A 19,442-nucleotide genomic window follows, 5' to 3' on the forward strand; every position below is an offset into this window, starting at 1 on the left:
ACTCCATCACACCGCCGGCAACCTCAACGTCGCCTGCAACCCCCCTCCCGCGCGATTGGCCAGCTGCAAGGTCCCCCCCAGCGCCTGCGTCAGTTGCTGCGCAATCGCCAGCCCCAGGCCGGTACCACCGGTGCCGCGATTGCGCGAGGTTTCGAGCCGGTAGTACGGCTGCATCACGCGTTCCAGCTCCGCTTCCGGTATGCCGGGCCCGCGGTCCTGCACGGCGATCTGCAGCCAGCCATCTTCCTGCCGCGCCACCGCCAGCGTGACTTCCGCGCCGAACTTCAGGGCGTTGTCGATCAGGTTGGTCAGGATGCGCCGCAGCGCCTGCGGGCGTGTCAGCAGCGGCGCGCCGGCCTGGCCCTCGATGGCGATCGCATGGCCGGCGTCCAGGTAATCTCCGGCCAGGCTGTCGAGCAGCGCATCGGGATCGATCCGTGCCGGGGTCTCCGTGCCCCCCTGCAAGGTCCGCGCATAGGCCACGCCCTCGCGGACCAGATGCTCCATCTCGCGCAGGTCGTGGTAGAGCTTCTGCTGGGTGGCGGACGCTTCCATCAGGTCCACGCGCAAGCGCATGCGCGTGATCGGGGTCTGCAAGTCGTGCGAGATCGCGGCGAGGATCTGCATGCGTTCATCCAGGTAGCCGGCAATGCGCGCCTGCATGGCGTTGAAGGCGGCGGCGGCATGGGCGACCTCGGCCGGCCCGGTTTCCGGCACGCGCTGCGCCTTCAGGTCGGGGCCCAGGTTCTCGGCGGCGCTCGCCAACTGGCTGAGCGGGCGCGTGACCACGCGCACCGCCAGCCAGGCACAGGCCACCAGCAGCGCCAGCTGCGCGGCCAACATGGCCAGAAGCCACGGAGACACCAGCGCGCGCCTGGGCTGCACGTCGATCGTCAGCGGGCTGCCATCGTGCAGCCGCAGGTGCACCTGGAATCCGCCACCGGGCTGGGTGCTGGCCGAGACCGGATAGCGTCCCTGCAGGGCCTCGGCAATGGTATCGACGGCCTTGCGCGCCAGCTCGGCGCGCGGCGGCTCTCCAGGCGTGCCGGCGTCGAGCCGGTAGCTGTAGTTCTCGCGCCGCACCCGTTCCAGCCACGGCGCGCGCTGCTCGGCAGGCAGCATGTCGAGCATCGCCACCGAGCTGGCCACGTCGCGCTCCAGGTTGCCCAGCATCAGCCGGTCGGCCGCGCTCTTGCGCTCCATCATCACCAGGCTGTAAGACAGGCTCTGCGCCAGCACCAGCCCGACCAGCAAGATCACCATCAGCCGTGCGAACAGCGTGCGCGGCCATGCCAGCAATTTGTGCGCGCGCCCGTTCATGCGCGCTCCTCGCGGATTTCAACCGTGGCGCTGAACACATAGCCGCCGTTGCGCACCGTCTTGATGTAGCGCGGCTCGCGCGCGTCGTCGCGCAGGCGCTGGCGCAGCCGGCTTACCAGCAGGTCGATCGAGCGCTCGAACAGTTCGGCGTCACGGCCCTGCGTCAGGTTCAGCAACTGGTCGCGCGTCAGCACGCGCTGCGGATGGTCGACGAAGACGCGCAGCAGCCGGTATTCGGCACCGCTGAGCGCGACGATCACGTCCTGTTCGTCGAGCAGGTGGCGGGCGTTGGTGTCGAGCCGCCACGGCCCGAACGCCAGCATGGTGGCCGCCTCGGTGACCTGCAGGTTGGGCGGCAGCATGCGCGTGCGCCGCAGCACCGAGCGGATCCGCGCCAGCAGTTCGCGCGCGGCGAACGGCTTGACCAGGTAGTCGTCGGCACCCATCTCCAGCCCCAGGATGCGGTCGGCTTCCTCGTTGCGGGCGGTCAGCATCAGCACCGGCAGGTTGCGCCGCTCGCCCGCGCGCAGGTCGCGGCACAGCGCCAGGCCGTCTTCGCCGGGCAGCATCAGGTCCAGCACCACCAGGTCCACCGAGCCCTTGTCCAGCGCGGCGCGCATTTCGCGCCCGTTGGCGGCCAGCGACACGCGCATGCCGCTGCGTTCCAGATAGGCGGCAACCAGTTCGCGGATTTCGCGGTCGTCGTCAACGATAAGGATATGGTCCTGCGCAGTCATGGAGGGTCCCGGAATCGAAGAAGGAAATGGGGGGCGGCCGGCGCCGGCAATCATGGCCGGCGCGTGGCCCGGTGCCGCCATTATGCGGCGCTGCCGGCGCGCTTTGTATCGCTGTGTATCCGGACCGGCGCCGGACAAGAAACATTGCACGCCGGGACGGATGCTGAAACACCGCGGATACGCCGGCGCGGTGCAATGCAGCCATACCAATTCGGGAGTCCACCAACATGATCGATGCCTACCTTGCCTTTGCCGCCGGCGTGCTGACGATAGCGTCGCCCTGCGTGCTGCCCGTGCTGCCCATGCTGCTGGGCGCGTCGCTGGGCGAAACCAGCCGCCTGCGCCCGCTGGCGATCGCACTGGGTTTCGTGTCCGCCTTTTCCGTACTGGGCATTGTCTTCGGCGCGCTTTCCAGCGCCTTCAGCGACGCGCCAGGCGTGGTGCGCAACGTCGCCATCGCCATGCTGTTCGCTGCGGGCATGGCACGGCTGTGGCCGGCCGGCTTCGGGCGGCTGGCGGCGCCGTTCGCCGGGCTGGCCGACCGCGCCGCCGGCGCGGGCAGCCGCGCCGGCAACGGCCTGGCGGGCGGCTTTGTGCTGGGCATGACGCTGGGCGCGGTGTGGACCCCCTGCGCGGGGCCGGTGCTGGCCTCGATCCTGGCGCTGGTGGCCAAGGCGCAGGACCTGCACCGTGCCGCCGGCCTGCTGGCCCTGTTTGCCGCCGGCGCGGCCGTGCCGATGCTGGGCATCGCCTACGGCGGCCAGTTCGCCACCACTCACGTGCGCCGGCTGGCACGCTATACGCCGCGGCTGCAGCAGGCCTTCGGCGTGCTGGTGGTAGCCACCGCCGTCGCCATGTACTTCCAGTACGACACCCTCGCCGTCGCCTGGCTGACCTCGCTTTTCCCTGCTACCCAACCTGGAGCCTGAACCATGCCCCGCATCCTTCGCACCCTGTTCGCCGTGGCCGCCTTTGCCAGCTTTGCCGCCGCCCCCTTCGCCATCCAATCCGCCACCGCCGCCCCCGCCGACTATGGCAAGGCGCCTGAATTCACCGGCGTCGGCAAGTGGCTGAACTCTGAACCGCTGACCATTGCCGGGCTGCGCGGCAAGGTCGTGCTGGTCGACTTCTGGACCTACAGCTGCATCAACTGCATCAACACGCTGCCCCATGTGCGCAAGTGGTACGACAAATACCGCGACCAAGGGCTGGTCGTGGTGGGCGTCCATACCCCCGAGTTCGCGTTCGAGAAGTCCACCAGCAACGTCCAGGCCGCGCTCAAGCGTTTCGATATCCGCTACCCGGTGGCGCAGGACAACGCCTATGCCACCTGGAACGCCTGGCACAACCAGTACTGGCCCGCGCTGTACCTGGTCGATGCCAACGGCAACGTGGTTTACCAGCACTTTGGCGAAGGCCAGTACGCCGAGACCGAGGCAGCGATCCAGAAGGCCCTGGCGCAGCGCCGCTGACGCACGCGAAAGCCGCCTCCCGGGAGGCTTTCGGGGCGCCCTCCTTGTCTTCCGGCGCATGGGAGTTGATACAAATTGTATGCAATCTTTGTATCACGGTTCGCTGATCCCTGTTATTCTTGCACGCCTGTTGAGACGGGATGCATAGCCTGCCCGCCTCGCTCGCGGAGCCATCGCCTCTGGCCCGCGAGTGTGCACGAGGACGCCGGGCTCCCCGCCCGGCGCCAGAAGAACAAGACAGTCCGGACCATCCGGACAGACGACAGGAGACTCGAATGGCGCCCTTGCTATTCCAGGTGGAAGACCGCCCCCCTCGGTTGACAACGTTCTTGCTTGCGCTCCAGCACCTGCTGGCCGCGCTGGGCGGCATCATCGCGGTGCCGCTGGTCATCGGCGGCGCGCTGCGGCTGCCGTCCGACCAGGTGGTGGCGCTGGTCAATGCCGCCCTGCTGGGCTCCGGCATCGTCACCATCATCCAGTGCAAGGGCGTGGGCCCGGTCGGCATCCGCATGCCGTGCGTGATGGGAACCAGCTTTGCCTTCGTCGGCGCGGCCATCAGCGTGGGCGTCGAGCACGGCGTGGCCGGCATCCTGGGTTCGGCGCTGGCCGGCTCGCTGGTAATGATCCTGGGCAGCTTCTTCATGCCGGCGATCCGCAAGCTGTTCCCGCATACCGTCACCAGCGTGGTCGTCACCATGATCGGCCTGTCGCTGATTCCGGTGGCGATCGACTGGGCCGCCGGTGGCCAGGGCAGCAGCCGCTATGGCGCGCCTGGCAACCTGGCGATTGCCGTCGCCGTCCTAGCGCTGGTGGTGGCCGTGGTCCAGTGGGGCAAGGGCATGCTGTCGGCCTCGGCCATCGTGGTCGGCATTGCCGGCGGCTACCTGCTGTGCCTGGCCCTGGGACTGATCGACTTCACCCAGTTCCACCAGGCGCCGGTGTTCGCGGTGCCGCAGCCGCTGCACTTCGGCATGTCGTTTCCGGTCTCTGGCATCGTCGCCATGTCGATCGCCTTCCTGGTGACCATCGTCGAATCGACGGGCACGTTCATGGCGCTGGGCTCGGCCACGCAGCGGCCGGTCTCGGGCAAATGCCTGTCGCGCGGCATCCTGTGCGACGGCTTTGGCTCGGCCTTCGCGGCGCTGGTGTGCAGCCCGCCGCTGTCCACCTTCGCGCAGAACGTCGGCGTGGTGTCGCTGACCGGCGTGGCCAGCCGCCATGTGGTGGCGCTGACCGGCGTGATGCTGCTGCTGGCCGGGCTGTTCCCGGTGCTGGGCGCGCTGGTGGTGACGATCCCGCAGCCGGTGCTCGGCGGCGCCGGCCTGATGATGTTCGCGATGATCGTTTCGGGCGGCATCCAGATGCTCAGCACGGTGCGGTTCACGCAGCGCAATACGCTGATCGTGGCGGTGTCGATCGGCTGCGGCCTGGCCGTGACCTTCCGCCCGGAACTGCTGTCGAAGCTGCCGGCCTTTGTCCATGAGGTCTTCGGCTCCGGCATCACGGTGGGCTCGCTGTCGGCGGTGATCCTGAACCTGCTGCTGCCCGGCGGCAAGGAAGCCGCGGCCGACGAAGCCGGCCACGGCACGGTTGGCGAAGCGGCCTGAACCGCAGGCCCCCGGCGCTAGTGCGCGCCGGCGGGCACCGACGGCCTGAGCAGCGGATAAGGATTGATCGCCCCGCCTGCCGTGTAGATGCCATAGTGCAGGTGCGGCGGCGTGCCTCGCGCATTGCCGCTGGTGCCCACATAACCCAGCACCGTGCCGGCGGCGATGATGTCGCCGGCGCGCACGGCGGCGTAGTCGTCAAGATGGGCGTAGTAGTGCAGCTGGCGTCCGGGGCCCATCACCCACACCACTTTCCCGCCAAGGTCGTTGGTCCCCACGCGCGTGACAATGCCTTCGGTGGCGGACACCACTTCGCGGCCGCGCGGCGCGAAGATATCGATGCCCTCATGCTTGCGCCCGCCTGCGCGCGAGCCGTGCCAGGTATCGCGCAGCGCCCGGGAAGCCACGCCCGCGACCGGGACCGGCAGCGCCGCCGGCGCAGGCCGCGCTGACAGGCGCGCCGCGTAGATGGCACGCTCCACCTGCGGCTGCACCCAGGGCCAGGCAAGCCAGGCCATGACGACCCATGCCGCCAGCCAGGCCAGACGGCGGAAAAACACAAGCAAAGGGGTAGCAAGACGCGACGCGGCCATATGCCTTCGACGGCAGCGCGGCGCGCGAATTCCCGCTCCCGCTGGCGCGCACACCGCGTCATGGGCCCTGCGCACCACTTCTCGCGGCACACCTGGCCGAACCATCGGCGCCGGCACCAGTCATACCTGGACCGTTTTCATTAGCAACAGGAGAACCCATGGACTGTCCGGTGTGCCCGCAAACCCAGCTCGTGATGTCCGAACGCCAGGGCATCGAGATCGATTACTGTCCCAAATGCCGCGGCGTCTGGCTCGACCGCGGCGAACTCGACAAGATCCTGGAACGCTCCGCGGCGGCCGCCCCGGCGCAGCAAACTCCCATGCAACCATCGTTACAGCAGCAGGCACCGATGCACAGCGCACCGCCGCAGCAAGGCTACCAGCGCGGCTACGATGATCGCGACCGCCACTACGAACGCGAGCAGAAGCACTATCGAAAAAAGAGCATCTGGCACGAGCTTTTCGACTAATCCGGCCAGACATTAAAAAAAGGGCGACCACGGTCGCCCTTTTCTCGTTTGCGGCCGCCGCCGCCCAGCGGCCGCTAGCGCGGCATCAAGCGCGTGTGCGCCGCCGCGCCGCTTCTGCCGCGGCATCGCGCAACGCCGGCGGCAGCGCGCGCACCTCGGCCGTAAAGAAAGCCCGCTCCGCCGGACGCAGCGCGTGAAGCTGCTCGGCGAGCCGCTCCACCGCGGCGCAGGCGGCGGCGGTGGCGCCTTGCTCATGGGTCAGGTACCAGGCCGATTCCAGCAGCAGGTTGGCCAGCTGCAGCGGCGCCAGCCGGACATGGCCGGCGTCGTGGTCTTCCAGGGCAAAGGCGGCCACGGCCGACCAGCGCACGAAACCCCTGGCCGGCGCGAACGGCGCGTGGAACGGCCGCAGCGCGTCGACCGCGTCGGCGACCGAAAGCGGGCGCTGGCGGCGGAACACGGCCATGCTGTCGCTGGCGTTGGCCGGGCGGTCCAGCGGCGGCGCGTCGGGGCCGCAGCTGCCGCGCGCGATGCGCAGCAGGAAGATCGCGTTCCACGCCGTGCCGCCGCCGACGCCGAAGCGGTCGCAGATCCATTCCGACAGCCCCAGCCAGCGCATCGCCTGCCGCTGCACCGCGCTGGCTAACAGGCTGCGCCCGGCATCGATCAGCCCGTGGCGCCAGAACAGCCACAGGCACAGGCCGATATTGGCCGCGGCATGCTGCACGGCATCGACCGAGTCGGCCTCGTAAGCCGCCTGCAGCGCGCCAGAAAACGCGTCCAGCGCCCGCTGCGCCGCGCCGGCAGCGCCCGCATGCGCGGGACGCATGGCATCGGCCTTGTGCAGCAGCGCTTCGAGGTTCAGCACCTCGAAGCGCACGCGCGGGTTATAGCGCACCACCAGGCGCAGTTCCGCATCGGCGTGCAGGTGTTCCAGCCCGGCGCGCGCGCCCTCGCCGTCGCCGCGGGTATAGCGCTCCCAGGCGCGCACCACCTGCGCCATGGCCTGGAATGCCGGCGTCGCCGCACCGGCGTCAGCCGCATGCGCCAGCTTGTCGAAACGCCGCAGCGCGGCCCGGCTCTGGTCGAGACGGCCGCAGCGGCGCCAGGCCTGGCTTTCCTTGAGCAGCGACAAGGCCTGCTGGAAGCCGTCGCCGGCAAGCCGGCGCGCCGCGCCGAAGGATTGGGCCACGGCGAAGCCGTGGGCGCCGGCATGGCCGTCCTGCGCGCTGCGCATGGCCTGGGTCAGTTCGCTCCAGAAGGCCATGTCGCGCATCACGTAGCCGGTGCCGTCCTGCTGCCCCGGCACCGCCGCCTGCGCGCTGGCATGGAAGCCGAGCAGCCGCGCCAGCCCGACCGGGCCCAGCGTGCGCCCGTTGGCGACAAAGCGCAGCCGGCGCGCACTGGCCGCCGTCAGCCAGAACGGCCCGCGGCTGCGATGCGCCGGGTTGGCCGCGGCCGGATCGCGCGCGCGGTCCGCGCCCCACCCCACCGTGATCCCCCAGCGCCCGAAATCGGCAAATGCGCGCGACACCAGCATGCGCAGGTTGGCCGCCGTCGGAAACGCGCCGCGTACCGCCGCGGCGCTGACCACACCCTCACCGCTGCGATACGCATGCCAAAGGCGCGCCAGCAGCCAGACCGACTGGTAGCGCGCGGGCTGGCCCTCGACCTGGTAGGGCGACGACACATCGATATGGATCTGGGCAGGCGAGGCTGGCATCGGATGCGCACGGGAACATTGCGGAAACGCTCGCCATGTTACGCAAGTTACGGCGCGCGCGGTTGGCGCTGCGCACGCCCTCTCCTATGCTGCGCATCACGGTCCGGGCCTGGATTGTCATCCCCTTAACTTACCCCTGCACAACCATGACCTATCGTCTTGCCCGACTGCTGACGCCGGTGGCCTTCGGCCTCAGCCTGCTTGCCGCCCACCTGCCCGCGCTGGCCGCGCCCAAGGAAGTGCCGCTCGACGCCGAGGCACTGTTCCGCCAGGCCGATACCACCGGCACCATGGTGATCTACGACCTGCGCCGCGACCGCATCATGACCTACAACCCGGCGCGCGCCGCCACGCCCTACTCGCCGGCATCGACCTTCAAGATCCTGAACTCCATGATCGGGCTGGAAACCGGCGCGGTGGCCGACGTCGACCACGACAAGCTGCCCTGGGACGGCAAGGTCTGGCTGGTCGGCGGCAAGGCCGTGCTACCCGCGGCCTGCAACGCCGACGTGCCGTTGCGCGTGGCCTTGCCCAACTCCTGCGTGCCGGCCTACCAGGCGCTGGCGCGGCGGGTCGGCAGCGCGGCCTACCAGCGCTACCTGACCGCGTCGCACTATGGCAATGCCGTCAGCTCCGGGCCCGTGGACCGCTTCTGGCTGAACGGCAAGCTGCAGATCAGCGCCTACCAGCAGATCGATTTCCTGAAGGGGCTGGTGCAGCGCACGCTGCCGTTCTCGCCCGCCACCTTCAACGCCGTCGACGACATCACGGTGCTGGAGCGCACCGCCGCCTATACCTTGCACGCCAAAACCGGCTGGGCGGATTCGGCCAGGCCGGCGGTGGGATGGCTGGTGGGCTGGGTCGAGCGCGGTAACGACGACTACCTGTTCGCCCTCAATCTGGACATCCTGCGGCCGGAACATGCCAAGGCGCGGATGGACATTGCGCGCGCGGCGCTGCGGCGGGCCGGGGCGTTGGCGGACTGAGGGTGCGACCATCGGGATGGACGGTTCACATGTCCAATATTTTAGGCAAAGAGTAATTTTTTGACTAGAATACTGGACATATGCCAGCCTTCACCGACACCACTACAGTCCTGGAACGTCACTTGCTCCTGCAGTTGGGCGACCGTCTCAAACGGCTGCGGAAGGCCAGAAAACTCAGCGCGGTCGAGATGGCCAAAAGCGTCGGCATTTCCCGAACGACGCTCGCGGCCGTCGAGGCCGGCGATCCTGCGCCAACCATGGGCACATACCTGCGGGTGATGTCGGTGCTCGGCGTAGCCGGCGATCTAGCCCTGCTGGTCAGTGACACGTTCCAGCCCCCGCCCCCGAATTCCGCGGCCGGTGCATCCACGCGTGCCAGACCCCATGTGCAGGTCATGGTCAGGACGGATCCAAGCCGCCATGAAGCACAAGACCTGCAAAGCATGGCGCTTCACAAAGAGGCGATTCGCATGATTCAGAATGATCCTGCGCTACTGGACCGCGCCCGTGAGGTTCTCAGGCGATGGCGCTTGCAAGGGGACTCTCGGTCAGATTCACTGTGGTCCGAATGGGAGGCCATTCTTGCGAAACAGTCGTGGCGCAAAGTCCTTGGCCGGACTCGTCGTGCCCAGGAACTTCGCCAGGCCTCTCCCCTGCCAACGATTCTGCCCGAGGCCCTTCGGCAGGACGTGCTTGCGCAGATCCAGTCGTTGAAGAAGGGGGTTGTGCTCGGGGATCAGGAATGAACCGGGAAAATCTAGAACACATCATTCGGGCTGCGGCCGACATTACGAACGAGTATGAATTCGTGGTCGTTGGCAGCCAATCAATCCTTGGACCCATCCCCAATCCCCCGGCGATTTTCACGATGTCCGCGGAGGCTGATATCTACCCGCTCAATGCCATCGACAAGGCGGATGCGATTGATGCGGCCATTGGAGAAGGTTCGCGCTTTCACGAGACATACGGTTATTACGCGCAGGGCGTCGGGCCGGAGACCGCATGCCTGCCTGCCGGGTGGCAAAGCCGCTTGCAGCGCATCCAAACGCCGGGCACTAACGGACGCGTCGGCTATTGCCTGGATGTGGTTGACCTCTTTATGGCGAAGGCGGTAGCGGATCGCGATAAAGACCGCGTCTTCTGTATGGCGCTGATCCAGCACGGCTACGTCTCGCCGCTTACCGCGATAGCTCGGGTCGAGGACATGCCGATCGAAAGAGCCGCTCAGGGCCGACTGCGTGCACGCATCAAGCGATGGACGAAGACCTTGCGAGACCACGGCCACGCGGTTGCCCCGGACGAAGCTTGAAACTTCCTTCCGGCGCCGTTACCCGTTCCTGCGCCGCAACCCTGACAGGATCTGTTCGGCAAGGAAGTCACACGGCGGCCGCTTCGATTTTGCGCTGCGCGCCAGCAACAGCTCCAGCGCAGCCAGCTCGGGCAACCCCTGGGGCTGGCCAAGGATCGTGAAGTGCGCTGGCACCGCGCATCGCGCCAGCGGCGCCACCGCCAGTCCGGCTTCGACCATGCTGAGCAGGCCAAGCAGGCTCGGGCTTTCATAGGACATGCGGTAGGCAATGCCGGCTTGTTCCAGGCTGCGGATGGCATTGCTGCGGGCGACGCTGCCCGGCTGGAACACGGCAATGGGCAGCGGCCGCTCGCTCCAGATTTCCTGCGCCGACGGCGAAGCCGCCCATACCATCGGTTCCAGCCGGATGAATTCACCGGACAAGCCTTTCACTCGCGTGGCGCAGGCCAGGTCAACGGTTCCGTCCTTGACCAGGGGCGCCAGCGCCACGCTCGGCAGGCCGATGACCTGGATCTCCACCTTTGGGTAGGTCGCGGAAAACTTCTTCAGGATCGCGGGCAGCAACGACGAGGCATAGTCATCCGGCATGCCAAGCACCACGCGCCCGGTCACATCCGGGCGGACTACGGCCGCCCAGGCCTCGTCCCGCAGGGCCAGCATGCGGCGCGCAAAGCCCAGCAGCACCTCGCCTTCCGGAGTCAGCGTCAGGTTCCGCGGCTTGCGCACGAACAGCGGCTTGCCCAACGCCAGCTCGAGCGCCTTGACCTGCATGCTGACCGCCGACTGCGAGCGGTGCACGAGCTCGGCCGCGCGGGAAATGCTGCCCGTATCCGCCACGGCGACCACCATGGCCAACACATCGAGGTCAAGCGCTTTCATTGGTATCAGTTAACCTGAAGCAACGGATCAATTTTACGCGTTTTTCTTAATGGTCCATCCCCGGCATACTGAGCGGAAACGTTGAACGCCCATGCCATATCCGAACCTGGACCACCCCCTGCGCGACAGCCTTGCGCGCGAACTGCATGCCCGTCCCTTCCTGCGCATCGGCGGATCGGCCTCGCTGACGCACTTTGCCATCTATGCCGAGGGCGACACCACCATCCACCACACCCTGCTGGCCGACTTGTGCAGGCTGACCGGGCTCGACCAGCCGGCCGATGGCGCGACCCATTACTCAGCGCGTTGGAGCCATGGCACGCAACTGAAGTGGGAGCGGCACACCGAGTTCTCCACCTTCACCTTCGTGGCCCGGCGCGAGGACACCGACTACTTCTCCGAGCTGGCCACCTCGCATATCCCTGCGCAATGGTTCGACCGCTTCGCCGGCAAGCGCCTGGTGGCGCTGCGCATGGAACTGGTCTCGGGCGACGCCGCCGCGCATGCGCGCGACAACGTGAGGCAGTGGATCGATGGCCCCATCCTGGCGGGCAGCCACGTGCTGGGCGGCGGTGAAGTGTTTTGCGACTGGACCATTCCCCCCGACGGCTTTACCCGCTTCCTTGTCATCGACAATGGCTTTCGTGAAGTGCAAGGCGGGCGGCTGCTGCAGCGGCTGTATGAGATCGAGACGTACCGGATGATGGCGCTGTTGTCATTGCCAGTGGCGCGTGAACTGGGGCGTAGCGTCGACCACCTGCAGAGCGCGCTGGCGCCGCTGATGCGCAGCATGGACACCAGCCAGGGCGGCCGCCACGATGCCGGGGTGCTGGAACGCCTGACACACCTGGCAGTCCGCATCGAAGCCCTGGCAGAATCCGGCAACCGCTTCAGCGCGTCGCGTGCCTACGAGAAGCTGGTGCTGGCGCGCATTCAGGAGTTGCGTGAAGAGCGGATCGAGGGCATCCCGACCATCGCCGAATACATGGAGCGCCGCTTCGCGCCGGCCATGGAGACATGCAGGTCGGTGTGGGCGCGGCACGAGCAGTTTGCCAGCCGCGTGGCACGCGCGCTCGACCTGCTTCGCACCCGCGTCAACCTGGCCCAGGAGCAGGACACCACGCGCCTGCTGGAGGGCATGGACCAGACCGCGCGCAACCAGTTGCGGCTGCAGCATGCGGTCGAAGGGCTGTCGGTGGCCGCCATTTCCTACTACGTGCTGTCGCTCGCCGGCACCGGACTCAAGGCGCTGCATGCCTTCCATCTGCCGCTGGACCCGGAACTGGCCAAGGGGATATTGATCCTGCCGGTGGTGCTGCTGGTGCTGCGAGCTACCCGGCGCAGCAAACATGCCGCGGAAAGAGCGGCAACGCGGCAACAGGCTGCTAATCAGGCCGCGTAGCGCCCACACCAGGCAGTACTGCACAACGGTTCCGGCCCCGCTCCCATGCAGGGCGGGGCCGGCGTTGCCGACGGTGCCGGATTGATGCCGTTTGTCGACGCCGGGAGATTACCCGGGCAGCTTCATCGACACGTGGCCGGGCGCCGGCTCCGGCGCGTTCAATAGCGTGTCGATGTCGTGGATCACCCGGTAAGCCTCCACGAGCGCCTTTTCCTTGGCCACATCGTGTCCGCCCACGACACGGGTCATCGTGGCAGAGGACAGTTCCTCTTCCTGATGCAGGTCAGCAATAGTGAGTGCGTTTGCCATGATCGAGCTCCTTTGGTCAGATCGTGTTGGTGAGCTCCGGTCAGCTGTTGCGGCATCCCTTGCTCGCTAGTGCTTTCGCATAACACATGCCAGGGCGTGGGTGTGCTGATGGCACCACCATTCGGCGGAAAAAGCTCGCGAGGGGCGACATTTCGAGCGCCGCGAATACGTCGGAATCCCAACAGGTCGGCCTGATATGTTGGCACCGGGCAGACAGTCGCTCGGCGCGACGGAATGGCGGCCGTGCCATGCGGGCGCGCCGATGAAGGCGCAGCCGCCCTTGCGCGGACCGGCCTTACGATTTCGCCGTCAACGCCGACAACTGATCGGTATCGTAGCGGGCTCGCAATTCGCCCACGGCCGCCGCGTCCGCGTGACCGCCACGCGCGGCCAGCTCGGCAAGTTTTTCGAAGTAGTGCTCGTGTCCCGGCGGTGAGACGGTCATGAGCACGCGGGCCGGCCCGGCGCCGACATTGGCGATGTTGTGCGCTACCCCTGGCGGGACGAACAAGAAAGTTCCCGGCGTGGCGCGCACCACCTGGTCGCCGACCCGCCATTCGCACTCGCCTTCCAGCATGTAGAAGGTCTCTTCCTGCACGCGATGAACGTGGAGGCCAGTGGCAAATCCGGGTGCGATGGTCCAGTCGAACATGCTGGTGTGCCTGGTGTCTTTTCCCGTCACGAGGAAGACCATCGGATAGCCGCGCAGCGTGACGCCCTCGTTCTCGGCAGGCATGCGAATGACAGGTGTGGCGCTCATGTGATCCTCCATGTTCGCTGCTTCGTTCCTGAAGCTCCGTCCTGATGATCAGCCCGTGGCGCCGGCAAGTCGTGAAGCCGTTCCGAAAGACTTGCGAAATATTTCCAAACGGTATTGTCTTTAGCCATGGCGACGATCCTGGAGTTTGGTCCGTTCCGCCTCGACGCTGATGCAGGGATACTGTTCCACGGCGCCGAGCCGACGCCGCTCGGGCAGCGGGCCGTTGCGCTCCTGGTTTTGCTCACGGAGCGGGCGGGGGCGCCGATATCCAAGGAAACCCTGATCAAGGGGACCTGGCCCGGTCTGGCCGTCGAGGACAGCAATCTGACGGTCCAGATTGCCGCCGTGCGGCGAGTCTTCGACGAGATGGCGGCAGGGGCCGATTGGATAGAGACCCTCCCGCGACGGGGCTACCGCTACGTCGGACCGGCCGTCATGGTAAATCATCGGGACCGGGCCGCCGGGGCGCTGGCCTCGCCGGCCCTGGCACTGCCCGACAAGCCGTCGGTCGCCGTTCTGCCGTTCTCGAACTTGTGCGGTGACACCGATCAGGATTACCTCATCGACGGCATTGTCGATGACATCATCACCGGCTTGTCGCGCATCAACTGGTTGTTTGTCATCGCGCGAAACTCGACATTCGCCTACAAGGGTCGCATGGTGGACGTGAAGCAGGTGGGCCGAGAGCTGGGCGTGCGCTACGTGCTGGAAGGCAGTGTGCGCAAGGCCCCTGGGCGCGTGCGTCTCAGCGCTCAACTGATCGACGCTGCCAGCGGAGCGCATGTGTGGGCCGAGCGCTATGACCATCGGACCGACGACATTTTCGCGCTTCAGGACGACATCGCGCTGTCGGTGGTCGGTGCCATCGCGCCAAACCTGCGACGCGCCGAAATCAGGCGAGTCAACCGCAAACGCCCCGAAAGCCTCGATGCCTATGACCTTGTCCTGCGGGCCCAGCCCGACGTCGATTCCGGCATGCCGCAGCAGGTGACCCGGGCGCTTGCGCTGCTTGAACGCGCGATCGCACTCGAGCCTGCTTACGCCCTTGCGCATGGTAACGCCGCGATGTGCCACCATTGCCTGTTCCTGCGCGCCGGCCTTTACGAAGCCGACCGCGCCGCTTCGATCCGCCATGCCCGCCTGGCCATCCTCCATGGACAAGACGATGCGCTTGCCCTGACCTGGGCCGGATTTTCCATCGGCATGGACGGACACGACCGCGGCGCGGCGTTCACGGCGCTGGAAGCGGCTCTCGCCATCAGTCCGTCATCCGCGCTGACCTACATTCTCGGCAGCGTCATGCTTGGCTGGGGCGGGGAAGCCGAGCGCGCGATAGCGTGGAGCGAGCGGGGCTTGCGGCTCAGCCCGTTCGATACCTGGAGTTGGGCCGCATTCGATGCGCAGGCGTTGGGTCATTTCCACCAGGGCCGCTATGAAGAAGCCGCTCAAGCGGCCTACAGGTCCGTTCAGGCCAACCCCGCCCATAGCATCACCTATGTGCAACTGGCGGCGGCGCTCGCCAGACTCGGTCGGCTCGACGAGGCCAGGGAAGCCGCGGCAAGCGTTCTGGCACTGCATCCTACGTTTCGTTATGGTCGCCAGTTCCTGGGCGTCAACTGTGCGCCCGCGCTGGCAGCATCGCTTGGCGAGGCGCTTGGCATCGCCGGGTTGCCGGCGTAGCGGTCCCACTGGCCCCTGGCCCCCCCGCGGCGTTTCGCAGGCGCCACGTGTGATGCATTCGCCCTCCGGGTTTCCCCGCAATTGAGTTCTCCGTCGTCCTATCATTTAATTCAACATGAATTAATTAATAGGCAAGCCCCTTTAGCGCGGGCTCGCCAACAGCACGGAGACGAGATGACCGCATCCAAGGCGGGCCGTGGCGTGAATTCCGCCAGCCTGCGCCTCTACAACGAACGCGCGCTGCTGCTGGCGCTGCGCCGTGCCGGCGAGGCCTCCAAGGCGGAGCTGGCGCGCATGGCGCAACTGACCAATACGGCGGTCGGCAGCATCGTTCAAACCCTGTCAGACGAAGGCCTGGTCGAGCAGTCCGGGCGCCGCACCGAAGGCCAGCGCGGACAGCCCGCCAGCCTGATCCGGCTGCAGCCCAAGGGCGCCTTCGGCCTGGGCGTGCGGCTGGACCGGGGCAGCATCGAGGTGGTGATGGTGGACTTTGCCGGCCATGTCCTGGCCAGCCGCGCCCACCAACTGGTGCTGCCGCACCCCGACCAGGCGCTCGAACTGGTGCGGCACGATATCGCCGAGCTGCGCGCCCTGCTCGCCCCGGCCGAACAGAAGCGGCTGCTGGGCATCGGCGTGGCGCAGCCCTATAACCTCGGCGCCTGGCTGCGCGAGCTCGACGTACAGGGCGAAGCGTTCCAGGCCAGCTTCCGTGCCTGGGACCAGGCCGATTTCCCGGCGATGCTCAACGGCGCCACCGGCCTGCCCGTGTTCGGCGAGAACGATGGCACCGCCGCCGCGGTGGCCGAGCTGTTCTACGGGCGCCACCATGCCCAGCATTTCCTTTACGTGTTCCTGGGCCCGGCCATCGGCGGCGGCGTAGTACTCAACGGCGATTGCGTGCGCGGGGTTTCCGGCAATGCCGGCGATATCGCGATGATGCCGGTGCCGCGCAGCACCCTGCCCTCCGCGCCGCCGGCAACTGGCCAGGGCAAGCGGCGCGACATCCTGCTCTCGCGCGCGTCGCTCAACGCGCTGACGCGCCACCTGCGCCACCATGGCGTGGTGGTCGACAGCCATGCCGACCTGCAGCGCCAGGTCGAACTGGGGCACAAGGCGGTCGATGAATGGGTGGCGGACTGCGTCGATGCGCTCGCACCTGCGCTGCAGTCGGCGCTGGCGGTGCTCGACGTGCCGCTGGTGATCTTCGACGCCGATATCGACGGCGGCCTGGTCGCCACGCTGATCGCGCGCCTGCAGCAGGCCCTCGCTGAAAGCGCCCCCGAAGCCCGCGCGCCGGCCAGCGTGGTGCGCGGTTGCTTTGGCGCCAACGCCGGCGCGGTCGGGGCCGCGTCGCTGCCGATGTTCATGAACTTCTCGCCGCGCGCCGAGTTGCTACGGGGTGCGTCGGCCATCGTACCGGAGGCCAGCCATGCCACTGTCTGAAGCAGCGCATCCCGCGCCGACGCCAACGCCCTTGCGGGGCGGCCTTGCGGGTCATGCGGGCCACGGCGGCCCTGCGCCCCTGCTCGAACTGCATAACATCTCCAAGACCTTCCCCGGCGTGAAGGCGCTCACCCATATGTCGCTGGCCGTCTACCCCGGCGAGGTCCATGCGCTGATGGGCGAGAACGGCGCCGGCAAGTCCACGCTGATGAAGATCCTGTCGGGGGCCTACGTCGCCGACCCCGGCGGCGAGTGCCGCATCGCCGGCAAGCCGGTGACCATCGACGGCCCGGCCGCGGCGCGCGCCCATGGCGTGGCCGTGATCTACCAGGAACTGAGCCTGGCCCCTAACCTGAGCGTGGCAGAGAACATCTACCTGGGTCGCCACCTGCACCATCGCGGCATGGTCGACCGCCGCGCCATGGCGCGCGCCTGCGAGGCCACGCTGGCCCGCCTCGGCGCGGACTTCACCCCGCGCGCGGCGGTGCACACGCTGTCGATCGCCCAGCGCCAGTTGGTGGAGATCGCGCGCGCGGTGCACTTCGAAACCCGCATCCTGGTCATGGACGAGCCCACCACGCCACTGTCCACGCGCGAGACCGACCGCTTGTTCGCGCTGATCCGGCAGCTGCGCGCCGAAGGCATGGCCATCATCTATATCAGCCACCGCATGGCCGAGATCGACGAGCTGGCCGACCGCGTCACGGTGCTGCGCGACGGCTGCCTGGTCGGCACGCTCACGCGCGACACGCTGACGCAGGCGGCGCTGGTCAAGATGATGGTCGGGCGCGACCTGTCCGGCTTTTACACCAAGTCCCACGGCGAAAGCGCGCCCGGCGAGGTCATGCTGTCGGTGCGCAATATGTCCGACGGCCAGCGCGTGCGCGGCTGCAGCTTCGACCTGCGCGCCGGCGAGGTGCTGGGGCTGGCAGGGCTGGTCGGGGCCGGCCGCACCGAGCTGGCACGGCTGGTGTTCGGCGCCGACGCGCGCACCGACGGCGCGGTGTTCGTGGCCGGCACGCCGCTGGCTGTCAGTGGCCCGCGCCAGGCGATCGATGCCGGCATTGCCTACCTGACCGAAGACCGCAAGCTGCAGGGCCTGTTCCTGGACCAGAGCGTGCACGAGAACATCAACCTGATCGTGGCCGCGCGCGATGCGCTGCGCGGCGGACGCCTGAACCGCGCCAGCGCGCGCCAGCGCACCGCCGCGGCTATCCGCTCGCTCGGCATCCGCGTGGCGCACCCGCAGGTCAACGTCGGCGCCCTGTCCGGCGGCAACCAGCAGAAGGTGATGCTGTCGCGCCTGCTGGAAACCCGCCCGCGCGTGCTGATTCTGGATGAACCGACGCGCGGCGTGGATATCGGCGCCAAGGCCGAGATCTACCGGCTGATCAACGCACTGGCGCGCTCCGGCGTGGCGGTGCTGCTGATCTCCAGCGAACTGCCCGAGGTGGTTGGCCTGTGCGACCGCGTGCTGGTGATGCGCGAGGGCGAACTGGCCGGCGAAGTGCCCGGCACCGCCGATGCCGCCGCCATGCAGGAACGGATCATCGCGCTGGCGACGGGCGCCGGCGAATCCGCCCCCGCGGTCCTGCATTGACCCCTTGAATCCCCAGACAAGCCGGCCAAAGAACGGTTGAGCCGGGGCGGCCTGCCGCCTCGCTGCAACAGGAGACACCGATGCGCAATCCCAGCAATCCCCTTTCCCCCACGGCCGCCGCCCCGCTGGCGCGCGCCGCCGGACGCGCCACCACGCAGGAACGCCTGCGCGCCCTCGGCATGCTGCCGGTGCTGGTGCTGCTGTGTGCGGGCTTCACGTTGCTGACCGAGAACTTCGCCAGCCTGCAGAACCTATCGATCATCGCCCAGCAGGCCTCGATCAACCTGGTGCTGGCCGCGGGCATGACCTTCGTCATCCTGACCGGCGGCATCGACCTGTCGGTGGGATCGATCCTCTCGGTATCCGCGGTGGTGGCGATGCTGGTGTCGCTGATGCCGCAACTGGCCGCGCTGAGCGTCCCCGCGGCGCTGCTGTGCGGGCTGCTGTTCGGCCTGGTCAACGGCGCGCTGATCGCGTTCATGAAGCTGCCGCCGTTCATCGTGACGCTGGGCAGCCTGACCGCGGTGCGCGGGCTGGCGCGCCTGGTCGGCAACGACAGCACGGTCTACAACCCGGACATCGCGTTTGCCTTCATCGGCAATGGCGACCTGCTGGGCGTGCCCTGGCTGGTGGTGATCGCCGTGGCCGTGGTGGCGGTTTCGTGGGGGGTGCTGCGCCGCACCGTGCTGGGGCTGCAGATCTACGCGGTCGGCGGCAATGCCGAGGCCGCGCGGCTGTCGGGCATCAAGGTCTGGGTGGTGCTGCTGTTCGTCTATGCGGTCTCTGGCCTGCTGTCGGGGCTGGGCGGCGTGATGTCGGCGTCGCGGCTGTATGCGGCCAACGGCCTGCAGCTGGGCCAGTCCTACGAACTGGACGCGATCGCCGCGGTGATCCTGGGCGGTACCAGTTTTGTCGGCGGGGTCGGCTCGATCGCCGGCACGCTGGTGGGCGCGCTGATCATCGCGGTGCTGTCCAACGGGCTGATCCTGCTGGGCGTGTCGGATATCTGGCAATACATCATCAAGGGCCTGGTGATCATCGGCGCGGTCGCGCTCGACCGCTATCGCCAGAAGGGCTCGGCCCGTACCTGACCTGCTGCGCACCGGAGACAAGCCGTGATCCCATCCATCCTCAACGCCCTCGCCGCGCTCG

At 67.8% G+C, this 19,442-nt stretch carries 19 protein-coding genes; 12 read left to right on the forward strand and 7 right to left on the reverse strand.

Annotated features, from left to right (window positions below; genetic code table 11):
• Positions 1-6 precede the first annotated feature (6 nt).
• Both E5S69_RS03155 and E5S69_RS03160 read right to left on the reverse strand, forming a co-directional pair.
• Positions 7-1,320: a sensor histidine kinase gene (locus tag E5S69_RS03155; protein WP_171513540.1), complete on the reverse strand. Its 1,314-nt coding sequence runs from the start codon at positions 1,318-1,320 to the stop codon at positions 7-9.
• Positions 1,317-2,057, reverse strand: a complete 741-nt coding sequence (locus E5S69_RS03160) for a response regulator (RefSeq protein ID WP_171513541.1) — start codon at positions 2,055-2,057, stop codon at positions 1,317-1,319. Before E5S69_RS03160 ends, E5S69_RS03155 begins: the two co-directional genes overlap by 4 nt.
• 227 nt (positions 2,058-2,284) lie before the next feature.
• Between E5S69_RS03160 and E5S69_RS03165 the strand changes: the two genes are divergently transcribed.
• The 3 genes from E5S69_RS03165 (at position 2,285) to E5S69_RS03175 (ending at position 5,136) form a co-directional block, all read left to right on the forward strand.
• Positions 2,285-2,986, forward strand: coding sequence for a cytochrome c biogenesis CcdA family protein (locus E5S69_RS03165; protein WP_171513542.1), 702 nt, complete (start codon positions 2,285-2,287; stop codon positions 2,984-2,986).
• Positions 2,987-2,989: 3 nt separating this feature from the next.
• Positions 2,990-3,529, forward strand: a complete 540-nt coding sequence (locus E5S69_RS03170) for a thioredoxin family protein (RefSeq protein WP_171513543.1) — start codon at positions 2,990-2,992, stop codon at positions 3,527-3,529.
• 275 nt (positions 3,530-3,804) lie between these two features.
• Positions 3,805-5,136 carry a nucleobase:cation symporter-2 family protein gene (locus E5S69_RS03175; protein ID WP_171513544.1) on the forward strand — a complete coding sequence of 444 codons (1,332 nt, stop codon included), beginning with the start codon at positions 3,805-3,807 and terminating at the stop codon, positions 5,134-5,136.
• A 17-nt stretch (positions 5,137-5,153) separates the two neighbouring features.
• On the opposite strand, the gene E5S69_RS03180 is transcribed toward E5S69_RS03175, so the two are convergent.
• Positions 5,154-5,729 (reverse strand): M23 family metallopeptidase, encoded by a 576-nt coding sequence (locus E5S69_RS03180; protein ID WP_171513545.1) that lies wholly within the window; start codon positions 5,727-5,729, stop codon positions 5,154-5,156.
• A 158-nt stretch (positions 5,730-5,887) separates the two neighbouring features.
• Between E5S69_RS03180 and E5S69_RS03185 the strand changes: the two genes are divergently transcribed.
• On the forward strand, positions 5,888-6,199 hold the full coding sequence (locus E5S69_RS03185) for a zf-TFIIB domain-containing protein (RefSeq protein ID WP_171513546.1): 312 nt from the start codon (positions 5,888-5,890) through the stop codon (positions 6,197-6,199).
• 85 nt (positions 6,200-6,284) lie between these two features.
• Here E5S69_RS03185 and E5S69_RS03190 read toward each other — a convergent pair whose 3' ends face one another.
• Entirely contained in the window at positions 6,285-7,922 is a 1,638-nt protein-coding gene (locus tag E5S69_RS03190) for a hypothetical protein (RefSeq protein WP_171513547.1), read from the reverse strand.
• 146 nt (positions 7,923-8,068) lie between these two features.
• On the opposite strand from E5S69_RS03190, the gene blaOXA reads away from it, so the two are divergent.
• The 3 genes from blaOXA to E5S69_RS03205 all read left to right on the forward strand — a co-directional run bounded on the left by blaOXA (position 8,069) and on the right by E5S69_RS03205 (position 10,217).
• Positions 8,069-8,908, forward strand: a complete 840-nt coding sequence (gene blaOXA, locus E5S69_RS03195; protein ID WP_171513548.1) for an OXA-1206 family carbapenem-hydrolyzing class D beta-lactamase — start codon at positions 8,069-8,071, stop codon at positions 8,906-8,908.
• Between the two features lie 80 nt (positions 8,909-8,988).
• The gene (locus E5S69_RS03200; protein WP_171513549.1) at positions 8,989-9,654 is read left to right on the forward strand and encodes a helix-turn-helix transcriptional regulator; all 666 of its coding nucleotides are present in this window, start codon (positions 8,989-8,991) and stop codon (positions 9,652-9,654) included.
• Entirely contained in the window at positions 9,651-10,217 is a 567-nt protein-coding gene (locus tag E5S69_RS03205) for a DUF6036 family nucleotidyltransferase (RefSeq protein WP_171513550.1), read from the forward strand. Before E5S69_RS03200 ends, E5S69_RS03205 begins: the two co-directional genes overlap by 4 nt.
• 18 nt (positions 10,218-10,235) lie before the next feature.
• Here the strand turns inward: E5S69_RS03205 and E5S69_RS03210 are convergent, their stop codons facing one another.
• Positions 10,236-11,096: a LysR substrate-binding domain-containing protein gene (locus tag E5S69_RS03210; RefSeq protein ID WP_171513551.1), complete on the reverse strand. Its 861-nt coding sequence runs from the start codon at positions 11,094-11,096 to the stop codon at positions 10,236-10,238.
• Positions 11,097-11,187: 91 nt separating this feature from the next.
• On the opposite strand from E5S69_RS03210, the gene E5S69_RS03215 reads away from it, so the two are divergent.
• Complete coding sequence (locus E5S69_RS03215) at positions 11,188-12,498, forward strand: DUF3422 family protein (RefSeq protein WP_171513552.1); 1,311 nt, start codon at positions 11,188-11,190, stop codon at positions 12,496-12,498.
• Positions 12,499-12,606: 108 nt separating this feature from the next.
• Here the strand turns inward: E5S69_RS03215 and E5S69_RS03220 are convergent, their stop codons facing one another.
• Together E5S69_RS03220 and E5S69_RS03225 are read right to left on the reverse strand one after the other, a co-directional pair.
• Positions 12,607-12,807: a hypothetical protein gene (locus tag E5S69_RS03220; RefSeq protein ID WP_171513553.1), complete on the reverse strand. Its 201-nt coding sequence runs from the start codon at positions 12,805-12,807 to the stop codon at positions 12,607-12,609.
• Positions 12,808-13,102: 295 nt separating this feature from the next.
• A complete protein-coding gene (locus E5S69_RS03225) occupies positions 13,103-13,567 on the reverse strand; it encodes a cupin domain-containing protein (protein ID WP_171513554.1) in 465 nt (154 codons plus the stop codon).
• A 126-nt stretch (positions 13,568-13,693) separates the two neighbouring features.
• Here E5S69_RS03225 and E5S69_RS03230 point away from each other — a divergent pair, with 126 nt between their 5' ends.
• From E5S69_RS03230 to E5S69_RS03245, 4 genes are all read left to right on the forward strand, one after another.
• Entirely contained in the window at positions 13,694-15,247 is a 1,554-nt protein-coding gene (locus tag E5S69_RS03230; RefSeq protein ID WP_171513555.1) for a winged helix-turn-helix domain-containing protein, read from the forward strand.
• Positions 15,248-15,421: 174 nt separating this feature from the next.
• On the forward strand, positions 15,422-16,690 hold the full coding sequence (locus E5S69_RS03235) for an ROK family protein (RefSeq protein ID WP_171513556.1): 1,269 nt from the start codon (positions 15,422-15,424) through the stop codon (positions 16,688-16,690).
• Positions 16,677-18,290 carry a sugar ABC transporter ATP-binding protein gene (locus tag E5S69_RS03240; protein WP_236901180.1) on the forward strand — a complete coding sequence of 538 codons (1,614 nt, stop codon included), beginning with the start codon at positions 16,677-16,679 and terminating at the stop codon, positions 18,288-18,290. Before E5S69_RS03235 ends, E5S69_RS03240 begins: the two co-directional genes overlap by 14 nt.
• 80 nt (positions 18,291-18,370) lie before the next feature.
• On the forward strand, positions 18,371-19,381 hold the full coding sequence (locus E5S69_RS03245; RefSeq protein WP_171513557.1) for an ABC transporter permease subunit: 1,011 nt from the start codon (positions 18,371-18,373) through the stop codon (positions 19,379-19,381).
• Positions 19,382-19,442: the final 61 nt, after the last annotated feature.

This window comes from Cupriavidus necator (assembly GCF_013141915.1).
Lineage (GTDB): Bacteria > Pseudomonadota > Gammaproteobacteria > Burkholderiales > Burkholderiaceae > Cupriavidus > Cupriavidus necator_B.